General features: G+C 71.0%; 20 protein-coding genes. 11 read left to right on the forward strand and 9 right to left on the reverse strand.

Annotated elements, in window-relative coordinates; all coding sequences use genetic code 11:
• Nucleotides 1-91: 91 nt before the first annotated feature.
• Nucleotides 92-925: an alpha/beta hydrolase gene (locus tag H6A23_RS03835; protein WP_204830877.1), complete on the reverse strand. Its 834-nt coding sequence runs from the start codon at nucleotides 923-925 to the stop codon at nucleotides 92-94.
• Nucleotides 926-1,041: 116 nt separating this feature from the next.
• On the opposite strand from H6A23_RS03835, the gene H6A23_RS03840 reads away from it, so the two are divergent.
• From H6A23_RS03840 to H6A23_RS03850, 3 genes are read left to right on the forward strand one after another with little or no spacing between them, the layout of a single operon-like run.
• Nucleotides 1,042-2,214: an ABC transporter substrate-binding protein gene (locus tag H6A23_RS03840; protein ID WP_204830878.1), complete on the forward strand. Its 1,173-nt coding sequence runs from the start codon at nucleotides 1,042-1,044 to the stop codon at nucleotides 2,212-2,214.
• Nucleotide 2,215: 1 nt separating this feature from the next.
• Nucleotides 2,216-3,253: a FecCD family ABC transporter permease gene (locus H6A23_RS03845; RefSeq protein WP_204830879.1), complete on the forward strand. Its 1,038-nt coding sequence runs from the start codon at nucleotides 2,216-2,218 to the stop codon at nucleotides 3,251-3,253.
• Nucleotides 3,250-4,368, forward strand: coding sequence for an ABC transporter ATP-binding protein (locus tag H6A23_RS03850; protein WP_204830880.1), 1,119 nt, complete (start codon nucleotides 3,250-3,252; stop codon nucleotides 4,366-4,368). Before H6A23_RS03845 ends, H6A23_RS03850 begins: the two co-directional genes overlap by 4 nt.
• A 5-nt stretch (nucleotides 4,369-4,373) precedes the next feature.
• On the opposite strand, the gene H6A23_RS03855 is transcribed toward H6A23_RS03850, so the two are convergent.
• The 3 genes from H6A23_RS03855 to H6A23_RS03865 form a co-directional block, all read right to left on the reverse strand.
• Entirely contained in the window at nucleotides 4,374-5,186 is an 813-nt protein-coding gene (locus H6A23_RS03855; RefSeq protein WP_204830881.1) for a CHAD domain-containing protein, read from the reverse strand.
• Between the two features lie 116 nt (nucleotides 5,187-5,302).
• On the reverse strand, nucleotides 5,303-6,628 hold the full coding sequence (locus tag H6A23_RS03860) for a lipase family protein (protein WP_204830882.1): 1,326 nt from the start codon (nucleotides 6,626-6,628) through the stop codon (nucleotides 5,303-5,305).
• A complete protein-coding gene (locus tag H6A23_RS03865) occupies nucleotides 6,628-7,941 on the reverse strand; it encodes a putative ABC transporter permease (RefSeq protein WP_204830883.1) in 1,314 nt (437 codons plus the stop codon). The genes H6A23_RS03860 and H6A23_RS03865 overlap by 1 nt, the downstream gene beginning before the upstream one ends.
• A gap of 225 nt (nucleotides 7,942-8,166) precedes the next feature.
• Here H6A23_RS03865 and H6A23_RS03870 point away from each other — a divergent pair, with 225 nt between their 5' ends.
• From H6A23_RS03870 to H6A23_RS03890, 5 genes are all read left to right on the forward strand, one after another.
• Nucleotides 8,167-8,574: a hypothetical protein gene (locus tag H6A23_RS03870; RefSeq protein WP_204830884.1), complete on the forward strand. Its 408-nt coding sequence runs from the start codon at nucleotides 8,167-8,169 to the stop codon at nucleotides 8,572-8,574.
• Nucleotides 8,575-8,736: 162 nt separating this feature from the next.
• The gene (locus H6A23_RS03875; RefSeq protein ID WP_204830885.1) at nucleotides 8,737-9,672 is read left to right on the forward strand and encodes a LysR family transcriptional regulator; all 936 of its coding nucleotides are present in this window, start codon (nucleotides 8,737-8,739) and stop codon (nucleotides 9,670-9,672) included.
• Nucleotides 9,673-9,730: 58 nt separating this feature from the next.
• The gene (locus tag H6A23_RS03880; RefSeq protein ID WP_204830887.1) at nucleotides 9,731-10,513 is read left to right on the forward strand and encodes an SDR family NAD(P)-dependent oxidoreductase; all 783 of its coding nucleotides are present in this window, start codon (nucleotides 9,731-9,733) and stop codon (nucleotides 10,511-10,513) included.
• Between the two features lie 4 nt (nucleotides 10,514-10,517).
• On the forward strand, nucleotides 10,518-11,660 hold the full coding sequence (locus tag H6A23_RS03885; RefSeq protein WP_204830888.1) for a Gfo/Idh/MocA family protein: 1,143 nt from the start codon (nucleotides 10,518-10,520) through the stop codon (nucleotides 11,658-11,660).
• 52 nt (nucleotides 11,661-11,712) lie between these two features.
• The gene (locus H6A23_RS03890) at nucleotides 11,713-11,997 is read left to right on the forward strand and encodes a hypothetical protein (RefSeq protein ID WP_075280438.1); all 285 of its coding nucleotides are present in this window, start codon (nucleotides 11,713-11,715) and stop codon (nucleotides 11,995-11,997) included.
• A gap of 59 nt (nucleotides 11,998-12,056) precedes the next feature.
• On the opposite strand, the gene H6A23_RS03895 is transcribed toward H6A23_RS03890, so the two are convergent.
• Nucleotides 12,057-12,584, reverse strand: a complete 528-nt coding sequence (locus H6A23_RS03895; protein WP_204830889.1) for a flavin reductase family protein — start codon at nucleotides 12,582-12,584, stop codon at nucleotides 12,057-12,059.
• Nucleotides 12,585-12,641: 57 nt separating this feature from the next.
• On the opposite strand from H6A23_RS03895, the gene H6A23_RS03900 reads away from it, so the two are divergent.
• Both H6A23_RS03900 and H6A23_RS03905 read left to right on the forward strand, forming a co-directional pair.
• Nucleotides 12,642-13,304, forward strand: coding sequence for an MBL fold metallo-hydrolase (locus H6A23_RS03900; RefSeq protein ID WP_204830890.1), 663 nt, complete (start codon nucleotides 12,642-12,644; stop codon nucleotides 13,302-13,304).
• Between the two features lie 21 nt (nucleotides 13,305-13,325).
• Nucleotides 13,326-13,820: a prolyl-tRNA synthetase associated domain-containing protein gene (locus H6A23_RS03905; protein ID WP_204830891.1), complete on the forward strand. Its 495-nt coding sequence runs from the start codon at nucleotides 13,326-13,328 to the stop codon at nucleotides 13,818-13,820.
• A 348-nt stretch (nucleotides 13,821-14,168) separates the two neighbouring features.
• Here the strand turns inward: H6A23_RS03905 and H6A23_RS03910 are convergent, their stop codons facing one another.
• Nucleotides 14,169-14,789, reverse strand: a complete 621-nt coding sequence (locus tag H6A23_RS03910) for a DNA-3-methyladenine glycosylase I (RefSeq protein ID WP_204830892.1) — start codon at nucleotides 14,787-14,789, stop codon at nucleotides 14,169-14,171.
• Nucleotides 14,790-14,852: 63 nt separating this feature from the next.
• On the opposite strand from H6A23_RS03910, the gene H6A23_RS03915 reads away from it, so the two are divergent.
• Complete coding sequence (locus H6A23_RS03915; RefSeq protein WP_204830893.1) at nucleotides 14,853-15,290, forward strand: DUF1810 domain-containing protein; 438 nt, start codon at nucleotides 14,853-14,855, stop codon at nucleotides 15,288-15,290.
• A 13-nt stretch (nucleotides 15,291-15,303) separates the two neighbouring features.
• Here H6A23_RS03915 and H6A23_RS03920 read toward each other — a convergent pair whose 3' ends face one another.
• From H6A23_RS03920 to H6A23_RS03930, 3 genes are read right to left on the reverse strand one after another with little or no spacing between them, the layout of a single operon-like run.
• A complete protein-coding gene (locus H6A23_RS03920) occupies nucleotides 15,304-16,551 on the reverse strand; it encodes an MFS transporter (protein ID WP_204830894.1) in 1,248 nt (415 codons plus the stop codon).
• Between the two features lie 31 nt (nucleotides 16,552-16,582).
• Complete coding sequence (locus H6A23_RS03925; protein ID WP_204830895.1) at nucleotides 16,583-17,248, reverse strand: response regulator transcription factor; 666 nt, start codon at nucleotides 17,246-17,248, stop codon at nucleotides 16,583-16,585.
• Nucleotides 17,245-18,390, reverse strand: coding sequence for a sensor histidine kinase (locus H6A23_RS03930; RefSeq protein WP_204830896.1), 1,146 nt, complete (start codon nucleotides 18,388-18,390; stop codon nucleotides 17,245-17,247). Before H6A23_RS03930 ends, H6A23_RS03925 begins: the two co-directional genes overlap by 4 nt.
• Nucleotides 18,391-18,434: the final 44 nt, after the last annotated feature.

Raw genomic sequence — 18,434 nt, forward strand, 5'->3', positions numbered from 1 at the left:
GGGCCCAGATGGCCAAAACGCCGCAGCCAGATTTGATATGCGAGAAGGACGGGCCGGCCGCGGGGGCACTGGGGGCCGCTCTTCTCGCCCGTCAATCGCCGCGGGCGCCGAGCTCGCCCAGCCACTCGGCGGCGAGGTCGAGCCAGCGCGCGGCATGGGGGCTCACGCAGTCCGCCCAGCGCGCCGACTGCTCGGTGGCGAGCGAGAGCCCGTGGCGCCCCGCGTGGAAGACGTGGCACTCGTGGTCCACGCCGTGCGCGGCGAGCGCCTCCGCATAGCGGTAGGCGTTGCGCACCGGCACGGTCTCGTCCGTGGCCGTGTGCCAGAGGAAGGTGGGCGGGGTCGCGGGCCCCACGAGGCCCTGCGCCGCGCGCAGGGGCGAGCCCTCGGGGCAGATGCGCGCGGCGTAGGCGGCGTCCGCCGGCCAGCCGGCGTCGAGGTCGATCACCGGGTAGCAGAGCACCTGCCAGTCCACGCGCGCCTCGGCCGCCGAGACGCCCGCGCGTGCGAGGAGCGCGCCCTCGCCCATGAGGCCCGCGTACGTGGCGCACAGGTGCGCGCCCGCGGAGCAGCCGAGGGTCCCGACGAGGGCCTCGTCCACGTACCACTCGGCCGCCCGGGAGCGCACGAGCGCCACCGCCCGGGCGAGGTCCACCTGCGGCGCGGGAAGGAGCGGACCCGGCTCGGCGGCGTCGAGCACGGTGTAGTCGAGCACGAAGGCCTGGAGGCCGCGGGCGAGAAGCGCGAGCGCGATCGGCTCCGCCTCGAGGTCGGAGCAGAACTCGTAGCCGCCGCCGGGGCAGACCACCGCCGCCGGGCGAAGGCGGCCCTCCTGCGCGCCCACGTTGTCCTGGACGTAGGCCGTGAGCGCGGCGGCCCCGGGCCCATATCCCGAGCTCGGAAGCTCTATTCTCTCGACGCGCATCAGCACCTCCCAAGGTTGGCTCACCCCATCATACCGGCTGGCGCCCCTCCCGGGGCAGGCCGACGGCCCGCCCGGCGTATCATGGGAGGGAACACATCGGGGAAAGGAGCCCTCCCATGTCCTTCTCGCTCACGCGCAGAGACGCCCTGGGGCTTGGCGGGGCGCTGCTCGCGCCGATTGTACTCTCTGGCTGCACGGGGTCGGAGGGGGCCGGGCCGGAGGCGCCGGGAGAGGCGCCCGGCGAGGGCCTCGCCGCGCTCGGCGACGCCACGCCCGTCCCGCTCGCGCACGCCACGCAGTTCACGCTCGACGCCTACGACGGGGGCTTCCAGCTCGCGACGCTGGCCAGCGGCGAGCGCCTGCTCGTCGTGCCCGAGGGCGCGGAGCCGCCGGCGGGCCTGCCCGGCGACGTAGGCGTGATCCGGCAGCCGCTCGAAAACGTCTACCTGGTCTCCACCGGCATGATCTGCCTCGTGGACGCCATCGGCGCGCTCGACGCCGTCTCCGTCTCCTCGGTCAAGGCCGAGGACTCCCCCGTCGACGCCTTCACCGAGCGCCTGGAGGACGGCACGATCGCCTACGGCGGCCTCTACCGCGAGCCCGACTACGAGCTCATCACCGCCACGGGCTGCCCGCTGGCCATCGAGAACACCAACATCGACCACGTACCCGAGGTGCGCGCCAAGCTCGAGGAGCTGGGCGTCACCGTCCTCATGGAGCAGTCGAGCCGGGAGGACGAGATGCTCGGCCGCCTGGAGTGGATCCGTCTCATGGGCGCCGCCTTTGGCCGCGAGGACGAGGCGGCGGCGGTCTTCGACGACGTGGCCGCGGGCGTGGAGGCCGCATCGCAGGGCGGCCCGACGGGCAAGACCGTGGCCTTCTTCTACATCAACGAGGACGGCGCCGCCGTCACGCGCCGGGCCGGCGACTACTTCTGCCAGATGATCGAGGCCGCGGGCGGCGAGTACGTGAGCTTTGCCGAGGAGGGCGCCACCGACTCCTCCCCCACCACCGTCACCGTGGAGATGGAGCGCTTCTACGAGGGCGCGCGCGACGCCGACGCCATCATCTACAACGGCACGATCGACGACGGCGTGACCTCCCTCGAGGCACTCAGCGAGAAGAACCGGCTGATCGCGGACTTCAAGGCCGTGCGCGAGGGCAACGTCTGGACCTGCGACGCCAACCTCTACCAGCAGATGACGAGCATGGCCGACATCATCGAGGACTTCCGCGCGGCCTTCTCCGGCACGGGCGAGCCCACCACCTTCATCTGGAGGCTGGGCTAGCATGGCGCGCGCCGCGGGCGAGAGGGCCGGGCGGGGTGGCCGGACCTTGGCCTTCGACCTCGCCGTTCTTCTCGCCCTGTGCGCGCTCTTCGTGGCGAGTCTGTGCCTGGGAAGCGTTGAGACCACGCCCGCGGAGGTGCTCGGCATCCTGGCCGCGGGGCCCGGGGACGCCTCCACCGCCGCGCAGGTCGTCTGGCAGATTCGCCTGCCGCGCGTCATCGAGGCGGTGCTTTTGGGCGGCGCGCTCTCGCTCTCCGGGTTCCTCCTGCAGACGTTCTTCGCCAACCCCATCGCCGACCCCTTCGTGCTGGGCGTCTCCTCGGGCGCCAAGCTCGTGGTGGCGGTGGTGATGATCGTGGTGCTCGGCGCGGGCCAGGTCATGAGCCCCGCGGCGTCCGTGGGCACGGCGTTTCTCGGCTCGCTCGTCACGATGGGCTTCGTGCTGCTCATCTCGCGGCGCGTGCGCACCCAGGGCATGCTCATCGTGGCGGGCGTCATGGTGGGCTACATCTGCTCCGCAGTCACCAACTTCCTGATCGCCTTCGCCGACGACCAGGCGATCGTGAACCTGGACAACTGGTCGCGCGGGAGCTTCTCGGGCGCCACGTGGGCGGACGTGGGCGCGATCGCCGTGGCGACGCTCGCCATGTCCGCGGCGGTCTTCGCGCTCTCCAAGCCGCTCGGCGCCTACCAGCTCGGCGAGCCCTACGCGCAGAGCGTGGGCGTGAACGTGCTCGGGCTGCGCATGCTGATCGTTTTGGTGTCGAGCCTGCTCTCCGCGTGCGTGGCCGCCTTCGCGGGGCCGGTCTCGTTCGTGGGCATCGCCGCGCCGCACCTCGCCCGGCGCGGCGTGGGCTCGTCGCGGCCGCTCCTCGTGACGCCGGCGTGCTTCCTCACGGGCGCGGCCTTCTGCTGCGGCTGCGACCTCGTCGCGCGCACGCTCTTCTCGCCCGTGGAGCTCTCCGTGAGCGCCGTCACCGCCGTCTTTGGCGCGCCCGTCGTCATTGCCCTCATGCTCCGCGGGAGGGCGGGACGATGAGCGCCGAGAAGAACACGGGCTCGCAGCACGCGCTCGAGCTGCGGGGGCTTGACGTGGGGCACGGACAGCGGGCGCTCGTGCGCGACGTCTGCCTTGCCGTGAGGCCCGGTCAGGTGGTAGCGCTGATCGGCCCCAACGGGTCGGGCAAGACCACCATCCTGCGCACCGTGGCGGGGCAGCTCCGCGCGCTCGGCGGCGTGGTGGAGCTCTTCGGGCGGGAGCTGGGCGGCATCCCCGCGGCAGAGCGCGCCCGCGCCATGTCCGTCATGCTCACGGGCCGCCCGTCAACCGAGCTTCTCACCTGCCGCGACGTGGTGGAGGCCGGCCGCTACCCGTTCACCGGGCGCCTCGGGGTGCTCGGCGAGAAGGACCACGAGGCCGTCGCCGCCGCGATGTCCGCGACGGGCGTGCTCAACATCGCGGAGCGCGACTTCGCGCACGTGAGCGACGGCCAGCGGCAGCGCGTCCTTCTCGCCCGCGCGCTCTGCCAGGAGCCGCGCGTGCTGCTGCTCGACGAGCCCACGTCGTACCTGGACGTACGCTCGCAGCTGGACGTCCTTCAGCTCCTGCGCCGCGAGGCGCGCGAGCGCGGGACTGCCGTGGTGGCCTCCCTCCACGAGATCGACCTCGCCCAGAAGGCCGCCGACCACGTGATCTGCGTACACGATGGCCACATCATGTGCCAGGGGACGCCCGACGAGGTGTTCACCGCCGAGCGCGTGGCCGAGCTCTACGACCTCGCGCCAGGCGCCTACGACCCCGCCTTCGGCAGCGTCGAGCTCGCGCGGCCGGAGGGAGATCCGGAGGTCTTCGTCATCGCCGGGGGCGGCACCGGCGCCGCGTGCTTCCGGCGGCTCGCGCGCGAGGGCACGCCGTTCGCCGCGGGCGTGCTCCACGAGCACGACACGGACGGCCTGCTCGCGCGCAGCCTCGCGACGCGCGCCGTCTTCGAGCGCGACTTCGAGCCCGTGAGCGACGCGGCCGTCGCCGAGGCGCGCGAGGCCCTTCTCGCCTGCCGCGAGGTCATCTGCTGCGTGGGCGAGTTCGGCACGATGAACGCCCGCAACGCCGAGCTCCTCGACGCCGCGCGCAAGGCCGGCATCCCCGTTCGCTGAGCGGGTCAGCCGGCGGCCGCCCCCGACCCGCTGACGAAGGAGTCCACGAGGGCCTGGTTCTGGGCGAGAAGGACCTCGAGGGCGCACCGCGCCTCGTCAGAGAGCCCCCTCGTGGGAAACTCGCGCGCCATCGCCACGTTGACGCGGGCGTCGCAGATGTCCCCGAGCTCGTCCTGCACGCCCTTCATGCGCGCCCCCTCGGCGACGGCGTCGGGCCCCAGCAGCTCGGCGAAGCTCTCCCCGACGTAGCGCACGCGCTTCGCGCGCTTGCGCAGCGTGTGCACGGCGTCGGCGTCCGCACGGTCAACGCGCGCATAGCGCTCGTCGACGCTGCGGACCAGCTCGTCGAAGGCCGCGCGCACGTCCTCCCGCGTCACGCCCCTCTCGCGCACGCGCCGCCTCCAGGGCAGTCGCTCCATCGCCTTTCTCACACGCCGCAGCGCGCGCCGCGCATGCCGGCCGCGCATGACGTCGACGACGTGGTTGCGCTCGAGCTCGCGCAGCTCGCCGATCTTCTCGTCAAGCTCGCCATAGGGGACGTCGAGCGCGCGGACCTGCCTCAGCAGCACGTCGTACTCGCGCAGGCGCGAGGTCTCTATCACCACGGAGCGCAGGTCGTCCTGGAGCAGCCGGTGACGGCGGCGCCTGAGGAACGGGGAGGCAAACGCCAGCAGGCTCCGCAGCGTGCGGATGGAGATGCGCAGCCGGTGGATGGTCTCCGGATCGTCCGGGCGGGCGAGAAACGCCTCGAGCCGGCGCTCCACCGTCCGCTCGCCCTCACGCAGCACGCGCGTGAGCTCCCTGCGCACGTCGCCCATCGCCTACCTCCCGTGCCAGTTATGCCAGTCACGTCAGGTTCGTTTGGCATGCCATTTTAACCGGGTTCGTTTGGCATGCCAAACGAACCTGACGTGATTGGCAGTGATTGGCGGGCTTAGCTGGTGCGAACGGTGTCGAGCGACTGCATCCAGGCGATGTAGACGCTCGGGTAGTGGCCGTAGAGCACCTGCACGGGGTTCACGTCGGCGAGGAGGTCGTGCGCGAGGGAGAAGACCCCGCCCGCGCTCGCGAGGTCGTCGGCCGTGGGAATCTCGCGCGCGAGGTCCCCCACCAGCCTGTCCACGCGCTCGCGGTCCTCGGGAACGTAGGGGCACCCCACGCCGGTGTTAGCCTCGAAGATCTTGCACATAGCCTCGTACTTCTCGCCAAAGCCCTCGTCGCCGTGGCCGGGAAGCCAGAGGTCGTGCCCGTAGCGCTCGTAGCCCCAGGAGGCGAGCGGCAGGCGCGGTACCAGGTCGCTCGGGTTCATGACGTTGAAGACGTTGTCGTAGAGGGCGTCGCGCGCGTTGTCGAAGGTCGTGACCTCGGGCGTGGCGAAGGTGTAGCAGTAGATGCCCCCAAGCGGCGCCAGCACGCGCAGGCCCTGCGACATCTCGTCGGCGTACGCGGCGGCGATGTTGGCCACGGCGGCTCCGCGCGAGTGCCCGGTGAACAGCAGGCAGATGTCGTCCGTGCCGTCGAGGCCCGCCTCCTCGGTGACGCGCTCGGCGAGCACGTCCACGATCTCGCGCGCGGCCTGGGCAAAGCCCTCGTGCGTGATCTCGTCCATGTCGTAGGCGGCCGCGTCGCCCATGTTGAGGTCGCTCAGCCACTCGGAGCCGTAGCTCCCGCGGATGGACACGAGGAAAAGGGTCTTCTCGGCGCCGCCCCCGCCCGTCACGCGCTTGGCGGCAACCGAGTAGGCAACGACGTCATCCGTGCCGGTGATGAGGTCCACGACCTCGTCGAAGATCTCGCTGCGGTATTGATACGACGCCGTGGAGATCTCCTCGAAGCCCAGCGCCGCGAGCGCGGCCTCCATGTAGGCCGGCGAGTCCGAGCCCGCCTGGTAGTACGCCGACTCGGAGTTGGCCACGGCAGAGAGCACCGAGCACGTGGTGGCAAGATCGTGGTTGTAGACGGTGGGATCCCGGAAGAACCAGTCGTCGTCCCAGGCCACCTCCGTGGAGATGGTCTCCGAGCCCGTGGCCATGCTCGTGAAGTCGATGCGCGTCGAGAAGGACCCCGTGCGCCCGGACGAGCCCTCCAGCGCCGCGAACTCGCTCGGGGCCTGGACCACGCCCAGGCCCGCCTCCCTCTGCGCGAGGCGCCGCTGCACCGCCAGCCCGAGCGCGACGACGGCGACGGCCAGGGCCGACAGCAGGGCAAGAAGGACGCGCCGCCCCCAGCGCGGCCTCGCCGGGGCCTCACCCGGCGCCATCATGCCTCCGGGGCCGCCGAGACGTCAGCCACGGCGCGCGCCGCCCCGTCCACGCGCGCGGAGTCGTCCGGCGTGATGGTCATGGACTCGAAGCGCCGCGCCATGTAGTCGTTGCCGTAGTGCTCGGCGTAGAACCGCTCGACGGGCGTGGTCTGCGGGATGCCGGAGAGGCGCTCGAACCAGCAGTCGAGCGCCTCGAGCGTCATGACGCCGTTCACGAGCATGAGGGCGGCGCAGAGCGCGGTGAACGAGTAGCGGACCTTCCACGGGATGAGGTTGATGAGTTTGAGCATCCACGGCAGGCAGAGCCTGATCCACACAAGGCCGAGGGCGCCCCACATGCACATGAAGAGGGTCGAGGTGCGCCCGCCAAAGAGCAGGGCCACCGGGTCCGGGAAGAGCCCGAAGATCGTGGAGCCCGAGTAGTCCCAGGCCACGGCGCCAAAGCCCAGCTCCATGAACCAGGCCGTCGCCGCCTCGAAGAGCCCGCCGATCACGGCGGAGACGAGAAAGACGATCGCCGGACTCGCCCGGTAGAAGCGGTTGAGCGCCACCGTCATGAGCACCGCGCCAAAGCCATAGATGGGCGAGAACGGCCCAAAGAGCAGCCCCGCGCGGTCCTGGACCTCGCCGGGGACCACGACGACGAAGTGGTAGACGGTCTCGATGACGAGGCCGAGCACGCAGCAGGCCACGAACACCCAGAACAGGTTGAAGAAGTTGAGCTCGATGTAGCCCTTGCCCCCGAGGTCGCGCCCGAGCATGCCCTCCTCGGCGGCCTCGCGGTCCACCAGGTCGCGCACGCGGCGCTTGAGCTCGCGCTCGCGGCGCAGCGACGGGTCCACGGTGACGGAGATCGCCAGGAGGATGAGCAGCTGGACGGCATCGGGGACGAGCGTGGCGTCGATGCCCTGCAGCATGATCTTGAGCAGGACCTGGACGACCGACGTGCCGATGAGCACGTGCGACCAGCGCGCCGCGTTGCGGCGCCGGCTCTTGCGCAGCGAGCGCCCAAAGACGACGAGCGCCGCGCCGTTGCCAATGGTGACGAGGTAGCTGATGGCGAGAAGGACCACGGGCAGCGTGGGGTCGGTGCCCACGATGATCAGGGACGGGTCGGTCTGGAGCGCCCACGTCATGAGGGCGGCGAACACGATGACAGAAAACAGGGTGAACACGCCGAGGACCGTGCAGAGGGCCCCGTAGAGCCGCATCGCGAGCGGGATCTTCGCGGCCGCGGCGTCGCCCTCCGAGGCGGGGGCGCCCGCGCGCATGTCGGCGTCGATGGTTTCTGGCTGCGCCTTTGGGGTCATGTGAGCTCCTCGAGGCCCGGTCCAACCGAAGGGTAAGCAAGCGTTCCCACGATAACCGAGAGGCCCTCTCGCCCCGATGGGAAGGGCCCCGCCGCCCCATACTCAAGGAATCGTTGATATCACCCCGTTCTTCTCGCCCCGATTGACCGGGCGGAGGCCGCCTGCGTATACTTTCTGGTTTGATGTGCAGCCAGCCCCACGACACGGCACCACGGAGGGAAGCCCATGACCAAAGAATGCAGCATCGTGAAGGGAATCAGCTTCTTCCTTTCCCTTATCGGCATCGCCTCGATCGCGATGGCGGCGATCGCCTACTTCCTCGGCCCCACCATCGACCTGGGCATCGATGACCAGGGGGCGATGGTCCTCGCGGCCGCCGTCGTCCTGCTGTTCATCGGGGCGCTCGAGCTTGTCACGGGCGTCATGGGCATCCGCCTCTCCAAGGACCCCGCGCGCCTCAAGCCCTTCGTCGTCTCCGCGACCATCCTCACGCTCGTGAACCTCTTCGAGGTCTTCATGAAGATCGGCTCCGACGAGGACGGCCCGATCTGGGTCAACCTGCTCTACGCCGCGCTCGCCTTCACGGCGATCGTCTATGCCTCGCGCGCCATGAAGGGTGTCGACGCCCAGTAGCGCCCCTTGGCCTCGCCCGCCCCAGGAATCCGGGACGGGACGTCGGCTATAGTCTCTGTATGGCCGAGACCAGACGGTCCTTCTCCGGCCGCCGCCACCCCCGACATGGCGGCGGCCGCACTCTTTGCCGGAACATATCTCCTTGCCGGGACATGGGGGCGCATGAACGTCAGACAGCTCAGATTCTTCTGCCTCGCCGCCCGCGACGGCACCTTCTCCGCCGCGGCGAGGGAGGAGGGCGTCACAGTCCAGGCGGTCTCCAAGTCCATCCACGAGCTCGAGGAGGAGCTGGGCGGGGCGCTGTTCGTCAGGGCCGGCAAGGGGATGGCCCTCACGCCCCTTGGCGAGAAGATCCTCGAGCCGGCGCGCGCCGCGGTCATGAGCTTCGAGTCCGTGGAACGCGTCGCGGGCGCCGGGCGCGCGGCCGAAAGGAGGGACGGCCTGGAGCTCGCCCTCGTCTCTCCGCCCTTCTCCAAGCATGAGTTCATCTGCGGCGTCATCTCTCGGCTCGCGACGCATGCCCTCGGGGTCAAGACCCGCCTCTCGGTCTCGGTGGGGGCCAAGGCGCTCGCGGGCCTTCGGGCGGGAACGGTGGACGCACTGTTCACCATCGGCCGGCTCCGCGCGCCGCAGTGCGAATGCACGCAGATCGGGTCGGTCTCGCCGGGCGCCTTTCTGGGGAGGGGCCACCCGCTGCGCGGGAAGGGGGCGCTCTCCTTTGCGGACCTTGAGCCGTACCCCGTCCTCTGGTCAGACGAGGTCGACGGGTTCAACGAGACGGTCCTCGTCACCTGCCAGAGGGCCGGGCTGAGCTCGCCCGTGGTCCCCATCGAGACGAGCGAGGAGGTCGTCGACTTCCTCGAGAGCCGCAACGGGTTCATCATGGGCGTGAACCTCAAGGCGCTCAGCATCAGGCCCTTCGCCATGATGCACGGCCTCGACCCGGCGGACGCCCCCTCGGTCCCCGTCTGCATTGTCACGCTCGAGGGATCGTGCCGCCCGGAGGTGGAGCGCCTGAGGCAGTTCGTCTGCAACGAGTTCTCCCTCCTGGCGCGCACGCTGGGGACGGCCTCCGGCCCGCAGAAAGACCTATCATAAAGTCGGACAGGCGGGGGACCGTTCCCAGCGCGCGCCGCCGCGCGGAAGGAGGCCGACCATGACCGACATCGCAATCGTCACCGGGGCGTCGTCCGGCCTTGGAGCCGAGCTCGTGCGTCTGCTCGGCGAGGGCGCCTTCGGGCCGCTCGACGAGGTCTGGGCCGTCTCGCGCCATGCCGCGCGCACGTCCCCGCGCGTGCGCCCGTTCGCGCTCGACCTCACGGAGCCGGCGTCGTTCGACGCGCTCGAGGCGGCGCTCGCCGAGACGCCCGGCGCCCGCGTGGCGCTTCTCGTCAACAACGCCGGCTTCGGGACGTTCGGCGACTTCGCGGACATGCCCGCGGCCGACAACGCGGACATGGCGCGCCTGCTCATGCTCGCGCCCGTGGAGCTCACATACCGCGCGCTGCCGTACATGGCGGCGGGCTCGCGCGTCCTCAACGTGGCCAGCGTGGCCGCCTTCATGCCGCAGCCGGGCCTCGCCACGTACTCGGCGGCCAAGCGGTTCGTCCTGGACTTCTCGCGCGCGCTCGACGCGGAGCTCGGGGACGTGGGCATCCACGTGACGGCGCTCTGCCCCAAGTTCATGCGCACGGGGTTTCTCGACCACGCGGGGGCGGGCGACGTCGCCGCGCGCATGGCGGGCCTCACCGGCTTCGAGGACGTGGCGCGCGTGGCGGAGCGCGCCCTCGCGGCCGCCCGCGCCGGGCGGGCGCTCTGTATCCCCTCCCCCGACATGCGCGCGTTCTACGTCGCCGCCAAGCTGCTCCCCTACCCGCTGCTCCTGCGCGCCGAGCGCGCCCTCATGGGCCTCGGGGCCGCGCGCGGGGAAAGGGGCTGACGCCATGGGCGAGAAGGACCTGGGCGGGGGCGCCGCCACGAGGGACCGCGGCGCGGCGGGCGCCCGCGCGGTGCGCTGGGGGATCGTCGGCGCGGGCAGGATAGCCCACCGGTTCGCGCGGAGCCTCGCGCACGAGGGGCGCTCCGAGCTCGTGGCCATCAGCTGCCGCCGCGCCGGGCGGGCGGAGGCCTTCGCCCTCGAGCACGGCGTCCCCGAGGGCGGCGCCCTCTCCGACGAGGCGCTCGGCGGAGTCGCGGGGGCGGCCCACGCGGCCCTTCTCGCCCGGCCGGACGTCGACGCCGTCTACCTCGCCCTCCCCCATGCGATGCACCTCGAGTGGGCGCTCGCGGCGCTGCGGGCGGGCAAGGCCGTGCTCTGCGAGAAGCCGGCCTGCGTGGACGCCGAGGAGGCGCGCGAGCTCGCGGGCGCGGCCCGCGAGACGGGGACCCTCTTTATGGAGGCGATGAAGACGCGCTTCTCCCCGCTCTACCGGCGTGTGCGCGAGCTCGTCGCGGAGGGCGCCATCGGCGAGGTCCGCCGCGTGGAGGCGCTGCTCGAGAACGACATGGGGGAGCGCATCGCGCGCGGGGGCGACTACCTCTCCGCCGCGCGCGGGGGCGGCATCCTGCTGGACTCCGGCATCTACTGCGCCTCCTGGGTGGAGGACTACCTGGGCGGCCCCCTCGAGGTCGTGGGCGCGGCCGCGCGCTGGGACCACGGCCACGACTGCTTTGTCGAGGCCGAGCTCGCGCGCGGAGAGATGACGGCGCGGCTCGTCACCGCCGCCGACGCGGCCGGCCCCCGGGAGGCCCGCATCATCGGGGCGGCGGGGACCATCGTGGTGGAGGACATGCACCGCCCGCAGCGCGCCCGCCTGGAGCGCCCGGGCGAGGACCCCGTCGGGCTCGAGCTCCCCTACCCCGTCGACGACTTCTACGACGAGATCGGGCACTTCGTCGACCTCGTGGTCTGTGGAAGGGCGGAGTCTGACGTCATGCCGCTCGCGGCCACGCTGCGCTGCGCCGAGCTGCTCGACGCCGTGCGGGCCGCCATCGGACCGGAGGGGGACGGGCCGCGCGCGGACCGCCCTCAACCGCCCGCGGACGCCGGCCGAACGCGGCTCGCCCCCGAGCGGGCCAGCAGGTAGTCTAGAGCCCCAGAGTCGAACGCGCCCCCGGCGCCCAAAAGAAAGGACCCCCATGGACATCCAGGCCATCATCTCCCAGGTCTCCGCCGCCCTCGCGGACGCCCCCGAGAGGCTCCAGGACCTCCTTGCCGACCCCAAGGGCACCATCGAGGAGCTCACCGGCCAGCCAATCGGAGACGCCGACCTCTCGCAGATCGTCGACGGCGTGAAGAGCGGCATCGCCGACGGCAGCCTCGACCTCGGCGCGCTGGACCTCGGCAACCTCGACCTCGGCGCGCTGGCCGGCGGCCTCGGCGGCATGCTCGGCGGCCTGGGCGGCCTTTTCGGCAGGAAGTAGCGCCCGCATAAGCGCGTGACAGGGGGACGGAGCGGTGACAGGCCCTCCGTCCCCCTGCCCTATCTCAGGACGTAGGCGGAGACGATCTCCGCATAGTACGCGGTGTGCGAGGCGTCCGTGGAGTAGTACCTCCCGCGCAGGTCCTCGCGCAGCAGCGACTCGTCCTGCTCGCGCCTGTAGAGCACGCGGCACTCCAGCGTGAGCGGGAGCTCCCGGACGGCGGGGGCGCCGACCTCCTCCCCCTCGACGAGCGTGAGGCCGAGCTCGGCCACCTTGTCCAGGTCGCGCCCGCTCTTGGAGCCGCAGACCGCAAGGATCTGGCTGATACGCCGGTCGTGGTCCTTCTCGCCTGCGCGCATGGGCACGCTCACCGTGAACTCGCCGCTCTTCTCGATGAGGCCGTACGTGAAGCGGCTGCTGCGGACGTAGGCCACGAAGAGGGGCTTGCCCCATTCGACGCCCAGCGTGCCCCACCCGATGGTCATGGGGTTGGCGCGACCGCCCGCGCGGGCGGTGAGCAGCACGCCCTTGGGCAGCTCCCGCAGGATGGTGGGTGCGTACTCGGTGACGTCGATCTTCTCGCGCATGCGTGCCTCCCGCCCAACGTACAATCAGATAACCCGATTATAAGGAGGGGAGCCGCCATGGGCAGCCTCGAGAGCGTCCGCGTGTTCACCCAGAGCGCCATCCGGATCGAGGGGGCGGGAGGGACGGTCGCGTACTTCGACCCCTTTTCGCTCGCGGCCGCCGAGGCCGCGCACGACGCCGACTACGTGCTCATCACCCACGCCCACTACGACCACCTCTCGCCCGAGGACTACGCGCGCGTGGCCGGCGAGAAAACCGTGGTCGTGGCGCCCGCGGGCATGGCCGGCGAGGTCGCGGGGCTGGGCGCGGCCGCGACGCACCTCGTGCGCGCGGGCGAGAAGCTCGAGCTGCCGGGGATCCGCGTGGAGGCCGTGCCCGCCTACAACGTGGAGCCCGAGCGCCTGGGCATGCACCCGCAGGCGAACGGCTGGCTCGGCTACGTGGTGACGCTCGACGGCGACCCCACACGCTACTACGTCACCGGCGACACCGACCAGAACCCGGACAACGAGCGCGTGGCCTGCGACGTCATGTTCCTGCCCATCGGCGGCACCTACACCTGCGACGCGCGCCAGGCGGCCGCCTTCGTGAACGCGGTGCATCCTGCCGCCGCGGTGCCCACCCACTACGGCAGCATCGTCGGCACCTACGCCGACTTCGACGCCTTTGCCGCCGAGGTCGACCCCTCCATCGCCGTCATCCGCAAGCTCGAGCGCTGACGGCAAAGGGGACGGTCGCTTTTGCGCGCCTTCGGCAAGGCGGAGACGATCGCGCTGCTCGACCAGGGCGGAATCGCCTACGAGCTCTACGAGCACGAGGCCGTCTTCACCGTGGAGCAGGCGCATGCCGCGGGCATTCCCCACCCCGAGCTCGGCGCCAAGAACCTCTTCCTGAGGGACGACAAGCACCGCGCGTACTACCTCGTCTGCCTTCCGGACGAGAAGAGCGTATCGCTGCGGGAGGTCCAGGAGCGCCTGGGCTCGCGCCGCCTCTCGTTTGCGAGCGAGAAGGACCTGGGGGAGATGCTCGGCCTCGTGCCGGGCTCCGTCACGCCGCTCGGGGTGCTGAACGACGCCGAGCGGCGCGTGGAGGTCGTGATCGACCGGGAGCTCGTCGACGCCGGCCGCGTGACCGTGCACCCGTGCGACAACACCGCCACTGTCCTTCTCGCCACCACGGACCTGATTGCGCTGCTGCACGGGCGCGGCCGCACCGTACGCGTGGTCGACCTCTAGAAGTTGCGACCTGCAATCTCCCGGTTTTTTAAGCGGCAAATGCAATCGTTCTACCTGCTATTATTCGAGTTTCCGCAGGTAGAAAGCTGCTTAAGAATCTGGGGTAGTTGCAGCTCATCTCACAGCGAGAAGAACACTCCCGCGGTGGGAGACGCCAATTCGAGACACGGCGCGTCTCGAATTGTGCACACGATGTGTGCACTTTCTTGACGCATTGCGTCAAGAATCCTCAGCCCAAGGATTCGGCACACGGTGTGTGCCGAATCTGAATTGTGAACGCATTGAGCTCACAATCAGACTGTCGCAAACTTCGCGTTCTGATCCAAAAGGGGCCTGTCCCCTTTTGACCTACTCGTAGTGCCGCACGTCCTTCTCGAGGTAGCGGCGCCTCTCGACCGTGGGGCCCATGGCGTTGACCGCGGCGTAGCGCGGGCACTCGCGGGCGTGGTCGTTGATGATGCCGCAGGCCTGCAGGTGCGAGTAGACCGTCGTGGGACCCAGGTACTTGAAGCCGCGACGCTTGAGGTCAGCCGCCACGCGCGCCGAGAGGCCGTTGCTCACCGGAATCCACCCGTCGGCGTGCTTGTTGTAGAGGATCGTCTTGCCGTCCGAGAAGCCCCAGAGATAGGCGTCAAAGCTGCCGAACTCCTCACGAACCTGCTGGAAGCAGCGCGCGTTGTTGATGATAGCCTCAACCTTGCGGCGGGAGCGGATCATCCCCGGCGTCTCCAGGATGCGCTCGACGTCCTCCGGCCCGAACGCCGCCACGGCGTCGTAGTCGAAGCCCGCGAAGCACGCGCGGAGCACCTCGCGCTTGTGCAGCATCATGGTCCAGTTGAGCCCGCACTGCATGACCTCGAGCGAGAGGAACTCAAACTGCCCGCGGTCGTCGTGCAGGGGCACGCCCCACTCCTCGTCGTGGTAGCGCAGGCAGAGCTCGTCGGTGGTGTCCCAGTCGCAGTAGGACATACAGGTCTCCGCTCTTCTCGGCAGGCAACGGGTCTATTATCTGACAAACGGGAGGGGTGGCGCATGACCGCAGGCTTTGACATCGAGCGCTTTGTCCGCGCGCAGGCGGGCGGCGTCTTTGAGCAGGCGCTCGCCGAGATTCGCGCCGGCCGCAAGCGGAGCCACTGGATTTGGTTCGTCTTCCCGCAGGCGCGCGGGCTCGGACGCAGCCCCCTGGCGGAGCGCTATGGCATCGCCAGCCACGACGAGCTTGACGCATACGTCAACCATCCCCTGCTCAGGGGGCGTCTTCTTGAGATCTCGCACGCACTTCTCGCCCTGCCGGGAGGCGACCCCATCGCCGTGCTGGGGAGCATCGACGCCCTCAAGGTCCGCTCGTCGATGACGCTCTTCGAGCTCACGGGCGTCGACCCCGTCTTTGGTGATGTGCTGGACAAGTACTATGCCGGCGGCCGCGACGAGCTCACGCTGAGGATTGTGAACGAGTCCTGGGCTCGGTAAAACACGTCCCCAATTACTCCTCGATGCGGCGGATGGCGGGGATTGACCAGGTCACGCCGGCGAGAAGGACCATCGCAGCCCCGGCGCCCACGAACCACGCCGGGGCGCCCACCGCGTCCGCAAAGACGGACGAGAACGCCAGGCCCAGCGGCAGCGCCCAGGACATGATGGCACCGTAGAGGCCGAAGACGCGCCCCAGGTACTCGGGCGGGACCTTCTCCTGCATGAGGGCGGTCTGCGGGCCGGAGTAAAAGGGCGAGCTCAGGCCCATGAGGAAGCTCATGGCGAGAAACGCCATGAAGCCGCCCACCCCAAGCAGGCCCGCCGCGAGCGTGGCTACGCCGTAGAGCGCCGTCGCCGCCACGACGGTGAGCGCACGGTTCTTGAGGCCGCCCGTTGCCGCGAGCAGGGCCGAGCCCGCGATCATGCCCACCGAGAACACGATCTCCGCCGTGGCGGCGTCGCCCGTGGTGCCGCCGAAGTGGTCGAGCGTCATGAGCGGGAAGAGCGCCGAGATGGGCGAGAAGACCAGCGTGAAGACGAAGCCGCACCAGAGCAGCGCGAAAAGGCCACGGTAGCCGCGCAGGACGCGATAGCCGTCGGCGGTCTCGGCCGCGAGGGCTCGGGCCTGCGCCGCAAGGCCGAGGTCCTTCTCGCCCGCCTGCGCGCCCTGCCCCGCGCCCCCCACGTCGAGCCGAGCCGCCAGCACTGCGACCGTCGCGATGAGCGCCCCGGCCACGTCGAGCGCAATCATGGCCGTGAGCCCCCAGAGCGGGTAGATCACCGCCGCGACGGCCGTGCCGAGGATGTAGCCGCCGGACTGGACGGCCTGCGTCACGCCAGCGAGGCGCGTGAGGTGCTCGGCCGGCGCCACGAGCGGCGTGAGCGCCTGGAAGGCCGGCGTGTGGAAGGCGCTGCCGATGGCCCGCACGAAGAGCGCGGCCATGACCACCCACACGGGGAGCGCGCCCGAGGGCGAGACCACCGCGCAGGCGGCGCTCACTGCGGCGATGAAGAGGTCTGCCCCGATGAGCGTGACCCTGAGCGGCAGGCGGTCCACGATGGCCCCCGCGAAGGTGCCGAGGAGCGCGAGCGGCAGGAAGCCCGCGAGGGACGCCAGCGAGAGCATGCTCGCCGAGTTCGTGGTGAGCGTGATGTGCCAGACGAAGCCCATCTGCAGGACGGAACTCGTGAGCACGGAGACCAGCTCGCCGCCCCACACGCACGCGAGCTTGGCCTTCCAGCTGCTCTCCTCGTTCATTGCACTCCCTCTTTGGTAATTGGGGACGGGTTCATCTGAGCGCCCTCCAGTATGCCACGGCGATCTGCGTGCGGTTGCGCAGGTGCAGCTTGGCCAGGATCGAGCTGATGTGGTTGCGGACGGTGCCCTCGCCCATGTAGGCGGCCGCGGCCACCTCGCGGTTGTCGAGGCCCTCGGCGATGAGCGCCACGACCTCGCGCTCGCGGTCGGTGAGCTGCGGAAAGATCGTCGCGAGGTCGGGCTTCTCGGCTGTCGCGCCGGACGCGCCGGACGCCCCGGTCGCCCCGCCCGCGCCGAGCGCGACCGCCCGCTCGAGCACCTCGCCCTCGAGGACGCTCCGCCCCGCCATGACCGCGCGCAGCGCCGGCGCCACGCCCGCCACGTCCTGCTTGATGAGGTAGCCGGCCGCCCCCAGGGAGAGCGCCCGCACGATGTACTCGTCATCGGAGAAGGTGGTGAGAAAGACCACGCGCGGCGGCTGCGACGCGGCGAGGATCTGCTCGGCGGCGGCCAGGCCATCCACGCCAGGCATCTGGATGTCGAGAAGGACCACGTCGGGCGCGGCCTCCGCCGCCAAGCGCACGGCGTCGGCCCCGTCCGTCCCGCAGCCCGCGACCTCGATGTCCGGCTGCGCGTCCAGTACGATTCTGAGCGACTCCACCACCACGGCGTCGTCGTCTGCGATGACCACCCTCATGTCTCTCCCCTCGAGCGTGGAAAAGCGACGGCCCCCTTTCCACGCGGGACGCTGGCAAAGACGGTCCAGCCGCCGCGCTCCCCGGGGCCGGCGCGGAAGGTGCCGCCGAGCGCCCGCACGCGCTCCTCCATGGAGGCGAGCCCCATGCCGGAGCCGTCGCCGCGCCCGGCGCCCCCGCGACCGTCATCTGTCACCGTGAGCCGCCAGAGGCCGGGATGCTCCACGAGCTCCACGCCCACGTGGCGCGCGTCCGCGTGGCGCAGCACGTTGGAGACGGCCTCGCGCACGACCGCCGTGAGGCAGCTCGCCACGGCGGCCGGCGCCTCCCCCGCCTCCGCGCGCACCGTGGGCGCGAGCGGCGTCCCCGCGCAGGCGCGCTCCACGACGGCGCGCACCTGCACCGAGAGGTCGCACGCGTCGTCGCGCAGGTCGTGCACGCTCGCGCGCACCTCGTCGAGCGCCGCGCGCACCGTGTCCGCCACGGCCGCGAGGTCCTGTGCCACCGGCTCCCCGGCATGCGCCACACGGTACGCCTCCGCCTGCACGACGGCACGCGTGAGCAGGTGGCCCACGTTGTCGTGGATGTCACGGGCGATGCGCGCCCGCTCGGAGAGCGTGGCCAGACGCACCTCGTAGTCCTGGGCGTCCAGGAGCTCGCGGTTCTTCTCGGCCAGGGCGAGGCGCGCGGCGGCGAGGTCGTCCCGCGTGCGGAGGGCGTCACGGCGGCGCAGCTCAAACGCCCCGACGCGGAGGCCGAGCCATCCGCCCACAGCAACGCCAGCCACGGCGAGAAGGACCGCGGGCCCGCCCGGCGTGCCACGTGCCGCGCCCCAGGCGAGCGGCACGAGCAGGGCGGCGGGCACAGCGCGCAGCCGCCCCCTCTCCCCGGCGACTATCCGGCACAGGTCGTAGGCCGCCACGCCGAGCAGCGCCACAGCCTCGGGCAGGGCGCACGCGAGGGCGCAGAGGGCAAGGGGCGGCACGAGGGCCGCCCGGCCGCGGGCGAGCTCGCAGAGAGCCGCCAGGGCGACCGTTGCCAGCAGCGCGACCACGAGGCCGACACCCGCCGTCCCGCCCGCCGCCGCAGCGAGCGCGGGCAGGCAGGCGACGAGCGCCACGAGCTTGTCGGCCAGTCTCTCCATGGGGCGATTCTAGCAGCGCGGCCGGACAGCAACGCGCGTCGCGT

Origin of the sequence: Olsenella uli (assembly GCF_016900775.1) — a bacterium.
GTDB classification, from domain to species: Bacteria; Actinomycetota; Coriobacteriia; order Coriobacteriales; family Atopobiaceae; genus Thermophilibacter; species Thermophilibacter uli_A.